Source organism: Marinitoga sp. 38H-ov, from assembly GCF_011057715.1.
Lineage (GTDB): Bacteria > Thermotogota > Thermotogae > Petrotogales > Petrotogaceae > Marinitoga.
In genome coordinates this window covers 47,921-65,385 of sequence record NZ_LNGH01000023.1, presented here as the reverse complement: position 1 = coordinate 65,385, position 17,465 = coordinate 47,921, and the positions used below count along the sequence as shown (strand labels likewise).

General features: G+C 26.3%; 15 protein-coding genes. 6 read left to right on the top strand and 9 right to left on the bottom strand.

Going from position 1 to position 17,465, the window contains the following annotated elements; all coding sequences use genetic code 11:
* Genes AS160_RS07570 through AS160_RS07555 form a run of 4 tightly spaced genes read right to left on the bottom strand, consistent with a single transcriptional unit; the run spans nt 1 to nt 3,765 of the window.
* Nucleotides 1-945 (bottom strand): hypothetical protein, encoded by a 945-nt coding sequence (locus tag AS160_RS07570; RefSeq protein ID WP_165147214.1) that lies wholly within the window; start codon nt 943-945, stop codon nt 1-3.
* 1 nt (nt 946) lies between these two features.
* Nucleotides 947-1,891, bottom strand: coding sequence for a hypothetical protein (locus AS160_RS07565; RefSeq protein ID WP_165147211.1), 945 nt, complete (start codon nt 1,889-1,891; stop codon nt 947-949).
* On the bottom strand, nt 1,884-3,095 hold the full coding sequence (locus AS160_RS07560; RefSeq protein WP_165147208.1) for a hypothetical protein: 1,212 nt from the start codon (nt 3,093-3,095) through the stop codon (nt 1,884-1,886). The genes AS160_RS07565 and AS160_RS07560 overlap by 8 nt, the downstream gene beginning before the upstream one ends.
* Nucleotide 3,096: 1 nt before the next feature.
* Nucleotides 3,097-3,765, bottom strand: a complete 669-nt coding sequence (locus AS160_RS07555) for a PilZ domain-containing protein (protein WP_165147205.1) — start codon at nt 3,763-3,765, stop codon at nt 3,097-3,099.
* Between the two features lie 220 nt (nt 3,766-3,985).
* On the opposite strand from AS160_RS07555, the gene fabF reads away from it, so the two are divergent.
* Genes fabF through fabD form a run of 6 tightly spaced genes read left to right on the top strand, consistent with a single transcriptional unit; the run spans nt 3,986 to nt 9,139 of the window.
* The gene (gene fabF, locus AS160_RS07550; protein ID WP_165147202.1) at nt 3,986-5,215 is read left to right on the top strand and encodes a beta-ketoacyl-ACP synthase II; all 1,230 of its coding nucleotides are present in this window, start codon (nt 3,986-3,988) and stop codon (nt 5,213-5,215) included.
* Between the two features lie 12 nt (nt 5,216-5,227).
* Nucleotides 5,228-6,067 carry a DegV family protein gene (locus tag AS160_RS07545; RefSeq protein WP_165147200.1) on the top strand — a complete coding sequence of 280 codons (840 nt, stop codon included), beginning with the start codon at nt 5,228-5,230 and terminating at the stop codon, nt 6,065-6,067.
* A complete protein-coding gene (fabZ, locus tag AS160_RS07540) occupies nt 6,058-6,477 on the top strand; it encodes a 3-hydroxyacyl-ACP dehydratase FabZ (RefSeq protein ID WP_165147198.1) in 420 nt (139 codons plus the stop codon). Before AS160_RS07545 ends, fabZ begins: the two co-directional genes overlap by 10 nt.
* A 1-nt stretch (nt 6,478) precedes the next feature.
* Nucleotides 6,479-7,360, top strand: a complete 882-nt coding sequence (locus AS160_RS07535; protein WP_165147196.1) for a 3-oxoacyl-[acyl-carrier-protein] synthase III C-terminal domain-containing protein — start codon at nt 6,479-6,481, stop codon at nt 7,358-7,360.
* The gene (locus AS160_RS07530; RefSeq protein ID WP_165147193.1) at nt 7,353-8,255 is read left to right on the top strand and encodes a nitronate monooxygenase; all 903 of its coding nucleotides are present in this window, start codon (nt 7,353-7,355) and stop codon (nt 8,253-8,255) included. Before AS160_RS07535 ends, AS160_RS07530 begins: the two co-directional genes overlap by 8 nt.
* Nucleotides 8,252-9,139 (top strand): ACP S-malonyltransferase, encoded by an 888-nt coding sequence (gene fabD, locus AS160_RS07525; protein WP_165147190.1) that lies wholly within the window; start codon nt 8,252-8,254, stop codon nt 9,137-9,139. The genes AS160_RS07530 and fabD overlap by 4 nt, the downstream gene beginning before the upstream one ends.
* 52 nt (nt 9,140-9,191) lie before the next feature.
* On the opposite strand, the gene AS160_RS07520 is transcribed toward fabD, so the two are convergent.
* The 5 genes from AS160_RS07520 to AS160_RS07500 all read right to left on the bottom strand — a co-directional run bounded on the left by AS160_RS07520 (nt 9,192) and on the right by AS160_RS07500 (nt 17,310).
* Nucleotides 9,192-13,403, bottom strand: coding sequence for a PolC-type DNA polymerase III (locus tag AS160_RS07520; protein WP_165147187.1), 4,212 nt, complete (start codon nt 13,401-13,403; stop codon nt 9,192-9,194).
* 92 nt (nt 13,404-13,495) lie between these two features.
* Nucleotides 13,496-14,839: an FAD-dependent oxidoreductase gene (locus AS160_RS07515; protein WP_165147184.1), complete on the bottom strand. Its 1,344-nt coding sequence runs from the start codon at nt 14,837-14,839 to the stop codon at nt 13,496-13,498.
* An 81-nt stretch (nt 14,840-14,920) separates the two neighbouring features.
* Nucleotides 14,921-15,484, bottom strand: coding sequence for a hypothetical protein (locus AS160_RS07510; RefSeq protein WP_165147182.1), 564 nt, complete (start codon nt 15,482-15,484; stop codon nt 14,921-14,923).
* A 1-nt stretch (nt 15,485) separates the two neighbouring features.
* Nucleotides 15,486-16,031, bottom strand: a complete 546-nt coding sequence (locus AS160_RS07505) for a macro domain-containing protein (RefSeq protein WP_165147180.1) — start codon at nt 16,029-16,031, stop codon at nt 15,486-15,488.
* 13 nt (nt 16,032-16,044) lie between these two features.
* Nucleotides 16,045-17,310: an SLC13 family permease gene (locus AS160_RS07500; RefSeq protein WP_165147178.1), complete on the bottom strand. Its 1,266-nt coding sequence runs from the start codon at nt 17,308-17,310 to the stop codon at nt 16,045-16,047.
* Between the last annotated feature and the right edge of the window lie 155 nt (nt 17,311-17,465).

Sequence of the window (17,465 nt, the reverse complement as noted above, 5' to 3'; positions counted from 1 at the left end):
TTATCCTCCCAATATAAATTTTATAGATTCGTGAGAAGGAGTAAAATTGTTATCTAAGAACTTGGAAATTAGTTGTTGTGCTTTTTTCATATTTTTCTTTTTTATATAATATAAAATGGCAAATTCATATATTTCAGGATATTGATATTTGTTTATTATATCATTTAATATTTCCTCTAGTTCTATATTATTTCCAATATATTCTAGAATTTCTAAATAATATAAGTATAATTTTGAAGAGTTTTGGAAAATTTCAATTCCTTTTTTTAGATTACTGATAACCTCTTCAATAAATTCATTTTCAAAACCTGGCATAATAAATCCAGATTTTAAATAGTATATAGAATATTTAGCATAATATAAATAATTTTCCAATGAATTTAATTCCTTGGATAAATGTGCAATTTTATTTATTAAGAATTTTTCTAGACTATTTAAAGCATCTGTAGCGTATAAAACAACATCAGGATGCATATCAATATTAATAGCGTTTTTTATTAATTCTATACCATCTACCAAATCAATTTTTTCTTCTTTAATAGAATTATAAATTAATCTAACAACAAATTTTCTTTGAGAAGCATCACCGTATTTCAATATAATATTAAAAGGTGCTAAATCAAAAGCATAATAGGCAATTTTTTTAGTTTCTAATAATTTCCCTTCTTCGAAGTCTATTTCATTATAAATTGGATCGAATCCTCTATATGAATAGTAGTGGATTATGGGATAAAAAGGAAATAAAACAAGAGATACAATTGACTTAAATAGAGTCGATGTAACAAGACGACTTTCTGAAAACAATATAATATATATAAATATAAAATATAAAAGTAAAAATATAAATGATAAAGAATAATTATTAAATAAAAATAAAAAAAGGCTAGCAAATCCAAAAAATAATGAAATGATAGATAATAATAGAAATATTTTTTTTTTAAACATGTCATCCTCCGAGCATAAATTTTATAGCATCGTTATTGGAAGAAAATCCGAGTTCCATATATAAGGAAATCAAATTTTGAACTTTTTTTGGATTTTTTCTTTTTATATAGTAAAAAATAGCAAATTCTAAAATTTTATAATGTTTAAACTTTAATAATACAGAATTTAAAATATTTTCTAACTCATCATATTCTCCTAATAATTCCATTATTTTAAAAGTAAAATAATATAAATCAGGACTTTCTGGGAAAATATCCATTGCGGGCAATAAAATAATAGAAGATTGCCATAATATTTCTCTTTCATGTTCTCCAGCCAAAAAACCAGATTTTGCATAATAATAAGAATATTTTCCAAAATTAATATAGTCTTCTAATGAATTTAAGTTATTCATATATTTATATATTGACTCAACTAAAAATTTCTCTAAATTAGTCAATGCATCTGATGCATAAAGAACTACATCGGGATGTGAGTCATTATTAATAGCACTTCTTATTAGTTGAATGCCATCAACAAACTCTATAATTTCTTGGATTATAGAGTTATATAACATTCTTATTACGTATTTACGCTGCTTGGGATCACCATATTTTAAAATAATATAAAATGGTGCTAAATCTATTGATGAAAAAGATATATTTCCATGAATATCTAATTTGGCTTCTTCAAAGTCAATAGGATTATATATTGGAGATATTTTTCTATAATGGAAAAATAAAATTAAAGGATAATAAGGAAATAGAAAAATAGCTATGCTTATTTTTATGATAATAAATTTCAATTCTTTTTTTTCAAATAAAGTAATAATTAAAAATATAATTAAATATAATAATATAAATATATAACCAATTATATATAAGTTAAATAATATAAAAAATATACTTAAAGTACCAATAATAAAATCAATAAATGATAAGATCTCAAAAAATTTTCTTTTATGCATATTTTGTATATGCCTCCAAAATTTTAATATCTTGATCGTAATTATTAATTTTCTCTAAAACCCTTTTTAATCCTATGTCACTACTAGAAGTTAATATAATCCTAAATTCAAAAGTGTTTTTGTCAAAAAATATATAATCAGTATCTCTTATAAATGATTTTAAATTTTCAACAGGGATATATTTATTACTTTTAGCTATTATAACTGAATAAGGAATTTTAAATCTTTTTCGTCTTTCTTCAATTTTTTCTAAAACATCTGAAAATTTTTCAATAATATCAATATCCTTGTTTTTTTCTGATAATTCTAAAGATGCATATAATAATGTACTTAACCAGTCAGATAATATTTTTAAATATATTTCAGTATTTTTATTGATTTTTTCTGGTTCTATAATTTCTACAATAATAAAACCTAAGATTGTATCTTTATCTTTTATAGCAACAGCAATAGCAGGTTCATATTCAAATTCATATTCTGTTTCAGTTAAAAATAATACATTAATATTAGAACTTCCAAATTCTTTAGCTAATCCTAAAACAACAGATTTATTTAAATCAAATGAGTTTGGCAAAAATTGTTCACCTTTTCTTACTTTTAATCTCAGAAAGTCATTTTTGCTTAATGTGTAAATAGATACAGTTTTTGCACCAATAAATTCTGATATTAAGTCTATTGCTTCATTAAAGATGTCTTCACTACTATCATATTCAATTTCTTTTAATCTATCAACTAATAAAGACACACCTTTTTTTTCTAAAACCAATTTTTGTTCCAAATCATCTGTAACATTTTTATACTTTCTAATATCTTCTTCTAACAATTCTATTTTATGTTTTAGTAATTCTAATTTATCATTTAATGTATTAATTTGTTGAACATACATATCTCTAAAAAAACCAACAATAACGCCGAAAGATAACATAAATAAGGGTATTTTAAGAACTTCCCAAGTAATAATAATATTAAAAAAAATCTCTTTGTTGTATAAATAAATTGACAAAAAAGTAAATAATGTTCCTGTAACTGTAGAATATAATGAAAGATTTATTCCATACCTTATTGAAACAAATAATGTGAAAAGAAAATATGGATTTGGATTAATTAAAACATATCCAAAATATCTAAGGGTAATATCTATAAAAAATAATAGAAAGTTTACAAGTGAAATTTCAATAAATCCAAATATTTTACTCTGATTCATATTACTCCCCCTGATTTGGATGTTTGGCTTTTATAGTATATAAATTAACATACCTTACAATATTTTTTTCTAATTCATAATCAAGGTTTAAAAACTTTAAACCATATAGTTTTTCTCCAAATATATTTTCATCAATATATCGAACAACTTGTGTTTTAATTTCATTTAGTATAAAATCTTCATCTAAAGCTAGTGATTTTAATAAATATTCTTTATTATCCAAAACCTCTTTTACTGCAATTTGAATCCCACCTGCACTAAAATCCCTAGTTTCAAAAGGTATTAATTTATTATTTTCTTCATCAAATAATATTCCATTCCTAATAATAGGAATTCTAAAAAAAATTCTTTTTTGTATTTTATAACAATATGCAGGTAAGTATATTAGTATATGATCCTTTGAGATGTCTAAAATATAAGATTTTATCATAACATTAGAACCTTTATTATATACCCTAATATTAATTTTTTCATTATTATGTAATTTTATTCTCTGATTTTTATATATCGGAGGAAGAATTTTAGCATATTTTTTTTTGAAATCCAGTTCTAATACTCTACTATTACCTATAATGTGTTGTTGAGGTAATTCTATATCGACTAAATCTCCATTATATAATATAGTATTTACTTTTACTTTTTCTATATAGATATTGTTTTTCTCTTCCATAAGATCTCTCCCAAAAAAACATATTTTTTTATATTATAACATAAATTTTAGGTAAAAAAATATTTAAATTAGTCTAATAATTATACTTACTAAATCATAGTAACTTTAATAAAAGTATAATTAATATACTATTATAGAACAAATGTTCTATAATAATTAATTGGCACATTGTTGCTTATTATTTAATATGGAGAAATAAATAATAGAAGGAGGTAATAAAATGAATAAAGTAGTAGTAACTGGTTTAGGTACAATTAATTCAATAGCTAAGTCAAAAGAGGAATTTAAAGAAAGTTTGAGAAAAATGAAAATAGGAATAGATTATATTACACAATTTGATACAAATGATCATAAGGTTAAAATTGCAGCAGAAGTAAAGGATTTTGATCCAACATTATATATGGATAAAAAAACTGCAAAAAGGTATGATAGATTTTTGCAATTTGCCATAGCTGCAACTAAAGAAGCGTTAGAAGATAGTAAATTGGGTGATGGTGAATGGAAAGAAAATGCTGCTGTAATTGTTGCATCAGGTATAGGAGGATTTAAAACATTATACCAAGAATTTGAAAAAATGGAAAAAAAAGGTCCTAAAGTTGTTAGTCCTTTTTTAATTCCTATGATGATATCAGATATGGCCTCAGGTGTTGTTTCTATAGAATTTGGATTAAAAGGTCCAAATTTTAATACAGTAAGTGCATGTGCTTCTTCTTTACATGCTATAGCAATTGGAAGTATGTTAATAAGACATGGATATATAGATGTAGCAATAGTTGGTGGAGCAGAAGCTACAATTGATCCAATGCCAATAGCAGCGTTTGCAAATATGAGAGCATTATCAACTAGGAATGATGATCCAAAAGGTGCATCAAGACCATTTGATAAAGATAGAGATGGTTTTGTGATGGGTGAGGGTTCAGGGGTAATAATTTTAGAATCGGAAGAACATGCAAAAAAAAGAGATGCAAATATATATGGATATATTGAAGGATTTGGTATGACTGGCGATGCTTATCACATTAGTGCTCCAGATGAAGAAGGAAAAGGTGCTGCTAGAGCAATTCAAATTGCTTTAAAAGATGCAAATATCTCTCCAGAAAAAATTGATTTAGCGAATTGTCACGCAACTTCAACGCCAGCTGGAGATGTTGCAGAAACAAGAGCATTAAGATCAGCACTTGGAGAACATGCAAAAAAAATATACATTCAAGGTTCAAAAACATTATTTGGACACGGATTAGGTGCAGCAGCAGCGATAGAATTTGTAGGTATGATTCTGCAAATGAAAGAAGGCTTTATTCACGGTATGCCAAATCTAGAAAATATTGATGATGAGTTAAATGATTTAAATATTCCAAGAGAAACAATAGAATATAAAGCAGAATATGCTATAAAAAATTCTTTTGGATTTGGAGGACATAATGTTTCTATTGTGTATAGGGGTATATAAGGAGATGATAATATGAAAATAGGTTTAGTAACAGATAATACATGTAATTTATCAACAGAATTTTTAGAAAAAAATGATATAGGAGTTGCTTCATTATATATTTTAAGAGAAGGGAATCATATAAGAGCTATTGATATTTGCCCTACAACATTTTATGAAGAATTAAAAGTAGGATCATATATACCTTTAACTTCCCAACCATCTGTAAAAGATTTTGAAGATGTATATAGAGATATGTTAAAAAGATATGATTATTTAATAACTGTAACAATATCTGAAAAATTAAGTGGAACTTTGAATTCAGCAAGATTAGCTTCTACAATGGTAGATGAAAAAAGAATATTTGTAGTTGATTCAAAATTAACTAGCTTTGGATTGGGATTTTTATTATTAGAATTAAAAGAAAAAATTGAGAGTAATAATTATTCATTAGAACAACTAATAGAATATGCAAAAAATTTTTATAATACAATAAAAATAATGTTTTCAGTTACTAACTTAGATTACTTGTATAAAGGTGGAAGAATAGGGAAAGCAAAAGCTTTAATGGGCGGATTATTAAATATGAAACCATTGTTGTCTCTAATAGAAGGAGAAATAGTTCCTTTAAAAAGCGTTAGAGGATATAATAAAATGATAAAAGAATTAATAAATTCATCATTAGAAAGAATAGATTCATTAAAATTAAAAAGAACAGCAATTATTCATACGGGTAATTTAAAATATGGAACTATGATAATTGAAGAATTAAAAAATAGAGGAATTAACGAAAATATTTATGCATTATTAGATCCGGTAATTGGAACACATTTAGGTCCAGATGCAATAGGGGTGATAACACAATGGGAATAGATGAAATAATGAGGATATTACCTCATAGATATCCATTTTTATTAGTAGAAGGTGTAATTGATATTCAAGAAAAAAAAATAATTGCATATAAAAATGTCAGTATAAATGAACCTCATTTTAAAGGTCATTTTCCTGATTATCCAATTATGCCAGGAGTATTAATAATAGAAGGATTAGCACAAACTGCAGGAATACTTTTGATGAAAGATATAAAAGAAGGATCTATTCCATTATTTTTAGGGATAGACAAAGCAAGATTTAAAAAAGAAGTTAGACCTGGAGATAAACTAATATATGAAGTAGAGATTCTGCAAGAAAAAATGGGGATGTATAAGGTAAATGGAATAGCTAAAGTGGAAGATAAATTAGTTGCAAGTGCAGAATTAATGGTTGGAATAAAGAGGGGATAAAATGTATATTACTCAAATAAATGCATATATTCCTGAATATATTTTGGATAATGAAACATTAGCAAAAAGATTTAATGTTTCAGAAGAATGGATTTTAAAAAGAACAGGAATAAAAAATAGATATATTTCTAATATAGATGTATTTCAAATGGGGGTAAAAGCTGCTGAAAAATTAGATTTAAAAGATGTTGATACAATACTATTTGTATCTTCAATTGGAGCGCATTATGTTCCTTACTACGTTAGAATGTATGAAAAGCTAAATATAAACAAACTAAGATATGGTATTGATGTATCAAATGGTTTTGTAGGTTTTGTAACATCAATGCATATAGCCGATGTTATGTTTAGAGAAAAAATAGCAAATAAAATATTAATAGTAATATCAGAGAAATTATCTGATCTTGTAGATAAAAACGATATAAATACATCGATATTATTTTCTGATGCGGCAGTAGCATTGATATTGGAAAATAAAGATGATATTATATGTGATCATAGAGTAATATATGATAGTGAGTATTTAGATGCGTTAAATATAAATGAAGATAAAAAGATAATAATGGATGGAAAAAGAGTCTATAAATTTGCTGTTAGTAATATGAAAAAGATGATAAGAGATTATTTAAATGATTATAATGATAAAATTATCATTCCGCATCAAGCTAATAAGAGAATTTTAGAAAGTGTTAAGAGTAGTTTTAATGATGTAGAATTTTTAGATATTATAGAAGATTATGGAAATACAGGAGCAGCAAGTATTCCATTAACAATGTATAAAACATTTGGTAATAAAAAAATCGATCTAAAAAAATATTTATTAATATCTGTAGGTGGAGGAATGACAACATCAGGTATTACCTGGAGGTGCAATAATGAATAGAATAACCAGATTACTTGGAATAAAATATCCAATATTAGAGGGTGGAATGGCATGGGTTGGTACTGCTAAATTAGCAGCAGCTGTTTCAGAAGCTGGAGGATTAGGGACTATTGGTGCCGGAAGTATGACCCCAGATATATTAAAAAATGCTATAAAAGCTATAAAAGAATTAACAGATAAGCCGTTTGCTGTAAATATTATATTAGTAAATCCATATGCCGATGAATTAGTTGAAATAGTAAAAAGAGAAAATGTTCCTATAGTTATATTTGGAGCAGGTAATCCTGGTAAATATATTAAATCTTTAAAAGAAAAAGATATAAAAGTATTAGCTGTAGTATCTTCTGAAAATTTGGCAATAAGACTTGAAAAAATAGGTGTTGATGCAATTATAGGTGAAGGTATGGAATGTGGAGGTCATATTGGTGATGTATCGACAATGGTATTAATACCTAAGTTGGTTGATGTTTTAAAAGTTCCAGTAATTGCTGCAGGTGGAATAGCAGATATAAGAGGTATGAAAGCTGCTTTTGAATTGGGAGCTGAAGGAATTCAAATGGGAACGAGATTTATAGCAACATATGAGTGTGAAGCACATGAAAACTATAAAAATCTTATTTTAAAGGCGGGAATTAGAGATGCAATAGTCACTGGAGCTACAATTGGTCATCCTGCAAGAGTAATAAAAACAAAATTTGCTAAAAAAATAAAAAGTTTAGAATTAAACTCTCCAGAAGAAGCTGAAGAAATGTTAGTAGGGAGTTTAAAAAAAGCATTTTTATATGGAGATTTAGAAAATGGTTCTTTTATGGCAGGACAAAGCGCGGGCTTAATAAATGAAATTAAAAGTGTAAAAGAAATAATTGAAGAATTTGGAAAAGAGGTGTTAAAATGATATCTTTTGTTTTTCCTGGACAAGGTTCTCAAACTTTAGGAATGGGTAAAGAAATATTGGATAAATATCCTGAGTATAATGAATATTTAAATAAAGCATCTGATTCGATAAATGTTGATTTAAAATCAATTATTTATGGTGATGACGAAAAATTATTAACTTTAACAGAAAATGCTCAACCTGCATTATTAACTATTTCATATATAATGTATTTATATGCAACAGAAAAATTAAACATATACCCAGAAATAGTTGCAGGACATTCTTTAGGTGAATGGACTGCGTTAGTAGCATCTGATGTAATTAAATTTGAAGAAGGAGTAAAATTAGTTAGATTAAGAGGAAAATATATGAGCGAAGCATGTCCTCCAGGTTTAGGAGGCATGGGAGCTGTAATAGGTTTAGATATAGAAAAAGTAAGAGAAGTTATAGATAAATTTGAAAATATTAATATAGCTAATCATAATGCATTAGATCAAATAGTTATTAGTGGTGATAAGAAAGAAGTTGTTAAAGCATTAGAATTATTAAAAGAAAAGGGAGCAAAAAAAGTTGTTGAATTAAATGTAAGTGGTCCTTTTCATTCAAAATTAGTTAAACCCGCACAGGAAAAAATGGCAGAAGAATTAAAGGACATAAAATTTAAAAATCCAAAATACAAAATTATTCAAAATTATACAGGGGATATATGTGAAACTCCTGAAAAAATTAAAGAAAATATAATTAATCAAATAACAGGTACTGTAAAATGGGTAGATAGTGTTAATAAAATGAAAGAATTAGGAGTTACAGCGGTTTATGAAATAGGTCCTGGTAAAGTGTTGACTGGTTTAGTAAAAAGAATATATAAAGATTTAAATCCAAAAAGTATTTTAAATATATAAAAAAACACAAGACAGCCAAAAAAAGAAATCCAGCTTTGCGCTGGATTTCTAATTATATTAAACCTTCAAATAAGTTAACTTGATTTTTTTCTGGAAGACCTTTTAACATTCCTAATTTTCTAAATGTTTCAATTGTAGTTTTATTAATTCCAGTTCTATTTAATAAATCTTCGATTGATAAAAATTCTTTTTCTTTTCTAGCCTCAAGAATACTAATTGCAGCTTTTTCTCCTAAATTAGGAACTTTAATAAAAGGTATTCTTAGATTTTTTCCTTCAATAATAAAATTCTTAGCATCGGATTTATATATATCCGGAGGTAAAAAACCAAATCCTCGTAATATCATTTCATAGGCTATTTCTAAAACAGTAAGTTCATTTTTTTCTTTGACATCTAAAGATTTTAATGATTTTAATTCAAATATTCTAGATCTAATAGCATTTTTGCCTTTTAGAATAATTTCTGTATTAAATTCATCACCTTTTACAGAGAAATATGTAGCATAAAAGGCTAAAGGATAATGAACTTTGAAATAAGCAATTCTAAATGCCATACTAACATAAGCTGCAGCATGTGCTTTTGGGAAAAGATATTTTATTTTTTTACAAGAATTAATAAACCAATTTGGAACGTTATTTTTTTTCATTTCTTCTTCATCTTCATCAGAAAGTCCTTTTCCTTTTCTTACTTTTTCCATGATAAAAAATGAGTGTTTTTTATCTAATCCTTTTTGAATTAAATAATTCATAATATCGTCACGACATGCAATTACTTCATCAACAGTTGCTTGTTTTGATACAATTAAATCTCTTGCATTGTTTAACCACACATCAGTACCATGTGATAATCCAGAAATTCTAACTAATGCAGCAAATGTTTTAGGTTTAGTTTCTTCAAGCATTCCCCTTACAAATTGTGTTCCGAATTCTGGGATTCCAAGTGTTCCAACTGTTGTTTTTAAATCAGAGGTTAAGTCAACTCCTAAAACTTTAGAAGATGAAAAAATAGACATAGTATCTTTATCATCCATTTTTATGTTTTTGTATTCAATTCCTGTTAAATCACTTAACATTTTTAAAAATGTAGGGTCATCGTGTCCAAGTGCGTCTAACTTAACTAAGTCGTCATGAATTACGTGATAATCAAAATGTGTAGTCATTGTATTTGCTTTTTTATCATTAGCAGGGAACTGAACAGGTGTGAAATCATACACATCCATTGTTTTAGGGACGATCATTAATCCTCCAGGATGTTGCCCTGTGGTTCTCCTTGAACCTTCTATCTTTTTTGCTAATCTAATAACCTCTGGAGTTTTTAATTCTTCTCCAATTTCTTCTGAGTATTTCCTTACATATCCATATGCTGTTTTTTCGGCAACTGTAGAAATAGTTCCAGCTCTAAAAACATGATCCGCACCAAAAAGTTCTTCAATAAATTTATGAGCTCTAGATTGATATTCACCAGAAAAATTCAAATCAATATCAGGAACTTTATCTCCTTCAAATCCCATAAATGTTTCAAAAGGTATATCTTGACCATTTTTATATAATTCTGTTCCACATTTGGGGCATTTTTTATCAGGTAAATCATATCCTGAATCAAATGAGCCATCTGTTATAAATTCGCTATATTTACAATCAGGGCATATATAATGTGGAGGTAGTGGATTTACCTCTGTTATTCCCATCATAGTGGCAACTAAAGAAGAACCAACAGAACCCCTTGAACCTACCAAATATCCATCATCATTAGATTTTTTAACAATTTTTTGAGCCATTAAATATAAAACTGCATATCCATGATTAATAATAGAGTTTAACTCTCTTTCTATTCTTGCTCTAACAATTTCAGGTAGTGGATCACCATATATTTCTTTTGCAGTTTTCCAGCTTAATTCTCTAACGGTTTCATCAGCACCGTCTATTATTGGAGGATGTAATTTTCCTTCTAAAGGTTGTATTTCTTCTATTAAATCAGCTATTTTATTTGTGTTTTCTATAACTATTTCTTTTGCTATATTCTTATCTTCAAAAATTTCATATGCAGCATCTAACATTTCATTTGTAGTTCTAAAGTATTTATTAGAATTATATACAGTTTTCTTTTGACCTTTAGTTGCAGAACCAATAATCAAAGCATCTCGTGCTTTTTTATCTTCAATATTTAAATAATGAGCATTACTAGTCATAACAATGGGTATATTGAATTTGCTTGCTGATTTATACAAATATTTAAAAAATTCTTTAATCTTATCCTTATCTACTCCAGGATGTTCTACACTGTCTAAAGGCTGTATTTCAATATAATCAAATAAACTAATTAATGTATCAATTTCATCATCAGATGCCCCTTTTGAGTATTCTTCAAATATAATATTTTTAGAGCACCCGCTACCAATTAATAATCCTTCCCTATTTTCGAGCAATTCACTTAATAATACTGTAGTATCTCTATAGAAATATTCGGTATGAGCTTTAGAAATTAGCTTATACAAATTTTTTAAACCAGTTCTATTTTTTACTAAAACAGTGGCATGATATTTTCTTAATTTTTTAAAGTCTATCATTTTTTCTAGATTTATTAAGCCATTAATGTTTTTAATTCCTCTTCCTTTAGCTTTGTCCAACAATTTTAAAAATGCATAAGCCGTTACTTTAGCGTCTTCATGGGCTCTATGATGTTCGAAATTCCCTAAACCAAGAGCTTTAACAACTTTATCAAGAGAATGGCCGCCTCTTAGATTTAATAGGGCTCTAGCCATAGCTAATGTGTCAATATATGGTATTTTTATTTCTATATTCATTACATCTTTTGTCCATCTTCTTAAAAACCTGTAATCAAAATTAGCATTATGAGCAACTAAAACTGAATTTTCAATAAATTTTATGAATTCAGGTAAAACTTCATCAATTGAGGGGGCGTCAATAAGCATTTCATTAGTAATACCAGTTATTTCTTGTATTTTTTGTGGAACGTTTTTTTTAGGTTTAACTAGCTTATGAAATACATCGGTAATTTCTCCATTTTCGATTTTAACAGCACCAAATTCTATTATTTCCTCTATATTTGGATCAAAACCAGTTGTTTCAAAGTCAAAAACAACAAAATTTGAATTAAAATCTATATCTTCAGTAAAATTATTTATTATTGAAATCTTATTATTAACTATATTTATTTCACAACCAAAAATAGGTTTAATGTTATTTTTTTTGGCAGAGCTATAAAATGTAGGAATTGACTGAACTACTTCATGATCTGTAATAGCAATTGCTTTATGACCCCATTTTGAAGCAGTCTTTACTAATTCGTCAACATCTAATACAGAGTCTAAAGCACTGAATTTCGAATGAGCATGTAATTCAACTCTTTTTTCCGCAGCATCATCGATTCTGTCAACTTTGTCTATTTTCATAATATTATCAGGTATAATAACATATTCTCGTTGATATTCATCATAACTTACTTTACCTTCAATTTTTATATAATCTCCTTCTTTTATTTTGCTGTTAATCATTTCTGCATTATTTTTAAATATTTTAATTGTAATTGAATCATTATTATCAGTTATATACATTATTAAAATAATGGCTCTATCATTAAATTCTTTATAAAAAACTGTCCCTTCAACTACAACTTTTGGAGTTTGATACATAAATTCATTTAATTTATTTAAAGGGATGGAAACTTTGTTAATTGGATTCCCTAAAATAATTTTACTATCATTATTGTTTTTATCATTAGTTAAAGTATTATTATTATTATTATTATTATCTGGCTCATCGATAATATATGTTTCATTAATATATGTTTCATTCTCTGAAGAATTATCAGAGTAATCAATATTAAGAGTTTCATCAAAAATAAATTCATAATTAGGTATAAATCCTAAACTTCTTTCTAAAATATTTTCTATTACTTTTTTATTTTTTTTCATTCTTTCCAAAGCAAATTTATTTGAAACTCTAAAGATTAATTCATTATTTAAAATATCTGGCATTAAAAATCTTAGATAATTTTCTTCGTCGCTACCATTAATTAAATTTATCCAGTTATCCAATAAGTATTCAATATTGTTATGAGAAGATAATTCAATTTTAACAGGCATTTTCATTAATCTCGAAAAAAATTTCTTTATATCTCTTTCTTCTTTTTCATTAATTGGGTTATGTAGTCTTAAAATTAGAAAATTGTTTAATTCTATATCTCCTTGAAGATTAAAAGGGTCAAAACCTAATTTTGAAAGTAAAAAATCAGAAATTTTCATGTGAAGACCTCCTTTGACTACATAACTATATCACATTTATTTAAAATTATGTATAAGTTTAAATAAAAATAATGAGGTTCTTAAGAACCCCATTATAATTTTTTAATAGCTTGAGTAGCTGCTACTAAATCTATATCCCAAACTGGAGAAAATGGAGGAGAGTATGCTAAATCCATATTTCTCAACATTTCTACTGTTCCGTTGTTATATATCAAAGAAGTAATAGTATTTAATCTAGGGTGAATTTCACCGCCAATAAATTGGCCGCCCAAAATTCTACCAGTTTTTTTCTCAAATATTAATTTCATTTTTATTTTTTTTGACCCTTTATAATAATGAGCTCTGCTACCTGATTTTATATATACGGAATCTGCGTTAAATCCCTTTTCAATAGCTTCTTTTAAAGTTAAACCGGTTTTTGCATATTCAATATCTTCAAATTTTGTAATTAAAGATCCAACCACTCCAACAAAAGAATCGTTTTCTCCAGCAATATTTTTACCAGCTATTCTGCCTTGTTTATTAGCAGTAGTTCCAAGCGGTATATATACATTTTCTTTAGTAATATAATGATTTACAGTAGCACAATCTCCAGCTGAATAAACATCATTGATATTTGTTTCCATTTTGTCGTTAACAATAATAGCTCCATTTCTTGCCATATTTAATCCTTTATTCTTTAAAAATTCAGTATTAGGCCTTACGCCTATAGAAACAATAACCATATCAGCTTCAAAAGTATTATTATCTGTAATAACTTTAAATGAATTATTTTCTTTTGTTATATCTTTAGCGAAAGTATTAAATACAACATTTATACCTTTCTCTTTCAAAGCATTAATAAACTCTTCGTGTATTTCTGGTTCTATGTTTCCAAGTAAATGATCTGTTCCTTCTATTATAGTAATATCCATATTATGTTTTTTTAATGCTTCAGCGGTTTCTATACCAATAAATCCACCGCCTATTATAACAGCTTTTTTTGGGTTATGTGATTTAATAAAATTTAATATATTTTTTGCATCATCAGGATTTCTTAATTTAAATATACCGTTTTCTCCCCATGCTTTAAAGTTTGGAATTATAGGAGAAGCACCTGTAGAAATAACTAACTTATCATATTGTATCTTTTTTTCTTCTGAATTATTTTTTACATATACTATTTTATTTGAAAAATCAATATCATATACTTCGTTATTTACAAAAACATCAGCACCTTTTTTTTCTTTAAATAATTCAGGAGTTAGAGCAATAACTGACTCTGGGGATTCAACATCGCCACTAATTACATAAGGTAGACCACAACCTCCATATGAAATATAAGGTTCTTTTTGAAAAATAGCTATGTTTAAGCTATTATTTATTCTTTTTGCACTTGCAGCAGCACTTGTTCCAGCAGCTACTCCACCTATTATAACAATATTATATTTTTCCATCATTTCACCTCCAAATATATTATTAATATATAATTATAATTATTAACATTGTTATTAAAAATAATATGGAGCTTGGCTCCATTATTTTAATAAATCATAGTAAGATAATAAAGATAAGAAAATTGAATAAGTTAAGTAAATAATACTTGGGATATAAAAAAGTTGATTTTTTCCTAAAGAAGTATTTCCGAATAATGAAATTCCAAACCATTGAATACCACTTTTAAAGATAATGAATATTATTGTAAATATCATAATTAATGAAATAAACAATTTTAAAATAGCAGTATATTTAGTAATTTTATAATTTCCTTTAAGATAATAAATAGCATTTAATTGTTCTATTATACTATAAATAAAAAAAAGTGATGTGAGTATAATAATATTTAGTACATTAAAAGAAAATTGATCTCCAATCATACTTTGAATTAAAGTTTTTTGAAAGTTGATAATAAAGAAAAAAGATAATAATATTAATGATATTAAAAAATTAAAGCTAGAAAATACAATTTTTAACCAACCAATTCCTGCATTTCCTGATATTATGTGATTTATGTTCTCTTCATGAGAATGTTTTTCATCTTCCTTTTTTAAAATAATCTTCTTTCTTTTTTTTTCATTATTATGTATTTTCAACGTGGCCATATTATCCTCCTATAATTTCTTTAAACCTATTAGCTTTATTTTTATCTATTAAACAAAATCTTATTTCTTTTATGTTTTTAGATATTTTAGAGAAATCTTTTACGGCTTTAAAATATATTTTACAGGCGTTATCAAATGGATAACCAAATATACCCGAGCTAATAGCAGGGAAAGAAATTGAATTTAAATTTATATTATCGGCTTTTTTTAAAGAGTTAAAAATGGCATTGTACAATATATTTTCTTCATTTTCAAATCCGCCATGCCAAACAGGTCCAACAGCATGGATAATATATTTGGCTTTTAAATTTCCTCCAGTTGTTATAGCAACTTCTCCTGGTTTTATTATACCATTTTTTTTGATATAATCATCACTTTCTTTTTGTATATTATATCCACCAGCTTTTACAATAGCAGCAGCTACTCCGCCACCATGTGATAAATATGAATTAGCTGCGTTTACAATTGCATCAGTATCTTCTTGTGTAATATCTCCAACGACTATTTTAAAAGTTATATTATTAATTTTTTTCTCAAAAATAGTCATATTATCATCTCCATTAAATAAATAGAATATAGAATGAACCTAATATTAATGGAATTAAAACCATAATAAATGAATTTTTCATATATTCAGAAAATGTAATTGTTTTATTATAATTTTTTTCTAATAAAGAAACTCCAACAATATTTTGAACTGCGCCTAAAGGAGTTAAATTTGTTCCTATATTTGCCCCTATCGCATATGCGTACCATAATTCAAATGGTGCACCGTTCATAATCAATAATTTAACAACTGGAGCTAAAATTAAAGTTCCAGGAACTGCACTTAAAAATGGGATAATAAAAGCAGATAACCACATTATTACTAACATTAAGATCATTGGAGTTCCTAGTAATGGATTAAATAAGTTGGCAATAACCTGAGTAACACCAATTTCTTCTAATGAAAAAGCTATTGTAAATAATCCTCCATAGAAAAACATTGTATCCCAATCAAGATCTTTAGACATACTTTCAAAATCCTTTTGAGTTAATAGCATTAATATTAATGCACCAGCCAAAGCAATTAATGCTAAATCGATATTTATTATTGAATGTAACATAAATCCAGCAAGGACAAATGCAAATACAATAACTCCTTTATACATAAGAGATTTATTTTCAATAGCTTTTTCAGGATCTATATCTGATAATGTTTTTAATTTTTCATTAAAGTCTTTAATATCGAATTTGTTAGAGAATTTGAATATTAATAATACGGATATAAATGATAACGCTGTAATAGGAAACATTACATTAAGAAATTTTGCAAAATCCAGATTTCCAATGGATCCTAAAACTATATTTAAAGGACTACCAATTAACGTACTCATACCACCAATATTATCTATAGCAATTGTTAATAACATTAAAGGGGCAGGATTTATTTCTAATGTATCAGCTAATAGGAATATTATAGGAGCCATTAACATTATAGTTATTAAATTATCTAAAAAGGCGGAGAATAATGTAACTAGAAGCATTAGCAGTATTAATACTATCCAAAATTTATAACGACTAATTTTTATAGCGTTTATCGCTGCAAATGTAAAGAACCCACTTTCTTTTAGTATTTCTACAATGATCATCATGCCAAGTAGGATACCTAAAGTTTCAAAACTAACTATTCTTCCAATATTATCAAATTCAAGTCCTTCTACAGGTTTTAATATGAATAATAAAATTCCAAAAAAGAAAGTTATAATGGATTTTTTAACCCTTCTGGCAAAAATAATAAAATAGTAAGCAATAATGGTAATTAATAATACAATAAATTCTGACATAAGACCGCCTCCAATTAGATAGTTTCCTCCTAATTAAACTCCTTTTCTTTAAAGTTCTCTTGAAAAGTATTTTAATTTTTTAAAAATATTTTTTTAGTTGGCTTTATTCTGTGATAAATTTCGAGTTTATTTTTAAAAAAAATCTTCTTAATTTA

What these genes read in the sequence shown, in the direction of transcription:
- AS160_RS07570 (WP_165147214.1), bottom strand. Translation starts at nt 945, where the DNA reads ATGTTTAAAAAAAAAATATTTCTATTATTATCTATCATTTCATTATTT.
- AS160_RS07565 (WP_165147211.1), bottom strand. Translation starts at nt 1,891, where the DNA reads ATGCATAAAAGAAAATTTTTTGAGATCTTATCATTTATTGATTTTATT.
- AS160_RS07560 (WP_165147208.1), bottom strand. Translation starts at nt 3,095, where the DNA reads ATGAATCAGAGTAAAATATTTGGATTTATTGAAATTTCACTTGTAAAC.
- AS160_RS07555 (WP_165147205.1), bottom strand. Translation starts at nt 3,765, where the DNA reads ATGGAAGAGAAAAACAATATCTATATAGAAAAAGTAAAAGTAAATACT.
- fabF (WP_165147202.1), top strand. Translation starts at nt 3,986, where the DNA reads ATGAATAAAGTAGTAGTAACTGGTTTAGGTACAATTAATTCAATAGCT.
- AS160_RS07545 (WP_165147200.1), top strand. Translation starts at nt 5,228, where the DNA reads ATGAAAATAGGTTTAGTAACAGATAATACATGTAATTTATCAACAGAA.
- fabZ (WP_165147198.1), top strand. Translation starts at nt 6,058, where the DNA reads ATGGGAATAGATGAAATAATGAGGATATTACCTCATAGATATCCATTT.
- AS160_RS07535 (WP_165147196.1), top strand. Translation starts at nt 6,479, where the DNA reads ATGTATATTACTCAAATAAATGCATATATTCCTGAATATATTTTGGAT.
- AS160_RS07530 (WP_165147193.1), top strand. Translation starts at nt 7,353, where the DNA reads ATGAATAGAATAACCAGATTACTTGGAATAAAATATCCAATATTAGAG.
- fabD (WP_165147190.1), top strand. Translation starts at nt 8,252, where the DNA reads ATGATATCTTTTGTTTTTCCTGGACAAGGTTCTCAAACTTTAGGAATG.
- AS160_RS07520 (WP_165147187.1), bottom strand. Translation starts at nt 13,403, where the DNA reads ATGAAAATTTCTGATTTTTTACTTTCAAAATTAGGTTTTGACCCTTTT.
- AS160_RS07515 (WP_165147184.1), bottom strand. Translation starts at nt 14,839, where the DNA reads ATGGAAAAATATAATATTGTTATAATAGGTGGAGTAGCTGCTGGAACA.
- AS160_RS07510 (WP_165147182.1), bottom strand. Translation starts at nt 15,484, where the DNA reads ATGGCCACGTTGAAAATACATAATAATGAAAAAAAAAGAAAGAAGATT.
- AS160_RS07505 (WP_165147180.1), bottom strand. Translation starts at nt 16,031, where the DNA reads ATGACTATTTTTGAGAAAAAAATTAATAATATAACTTTTAAAATAGTC.
- AS160_RS07500 (WP_165147178.1), bottom strand. Translation starts at nt 17,310, where the DNA reads ATGTCAGAATTTATTGTATTATTAATTACCATTATTGCTTACTATTTT.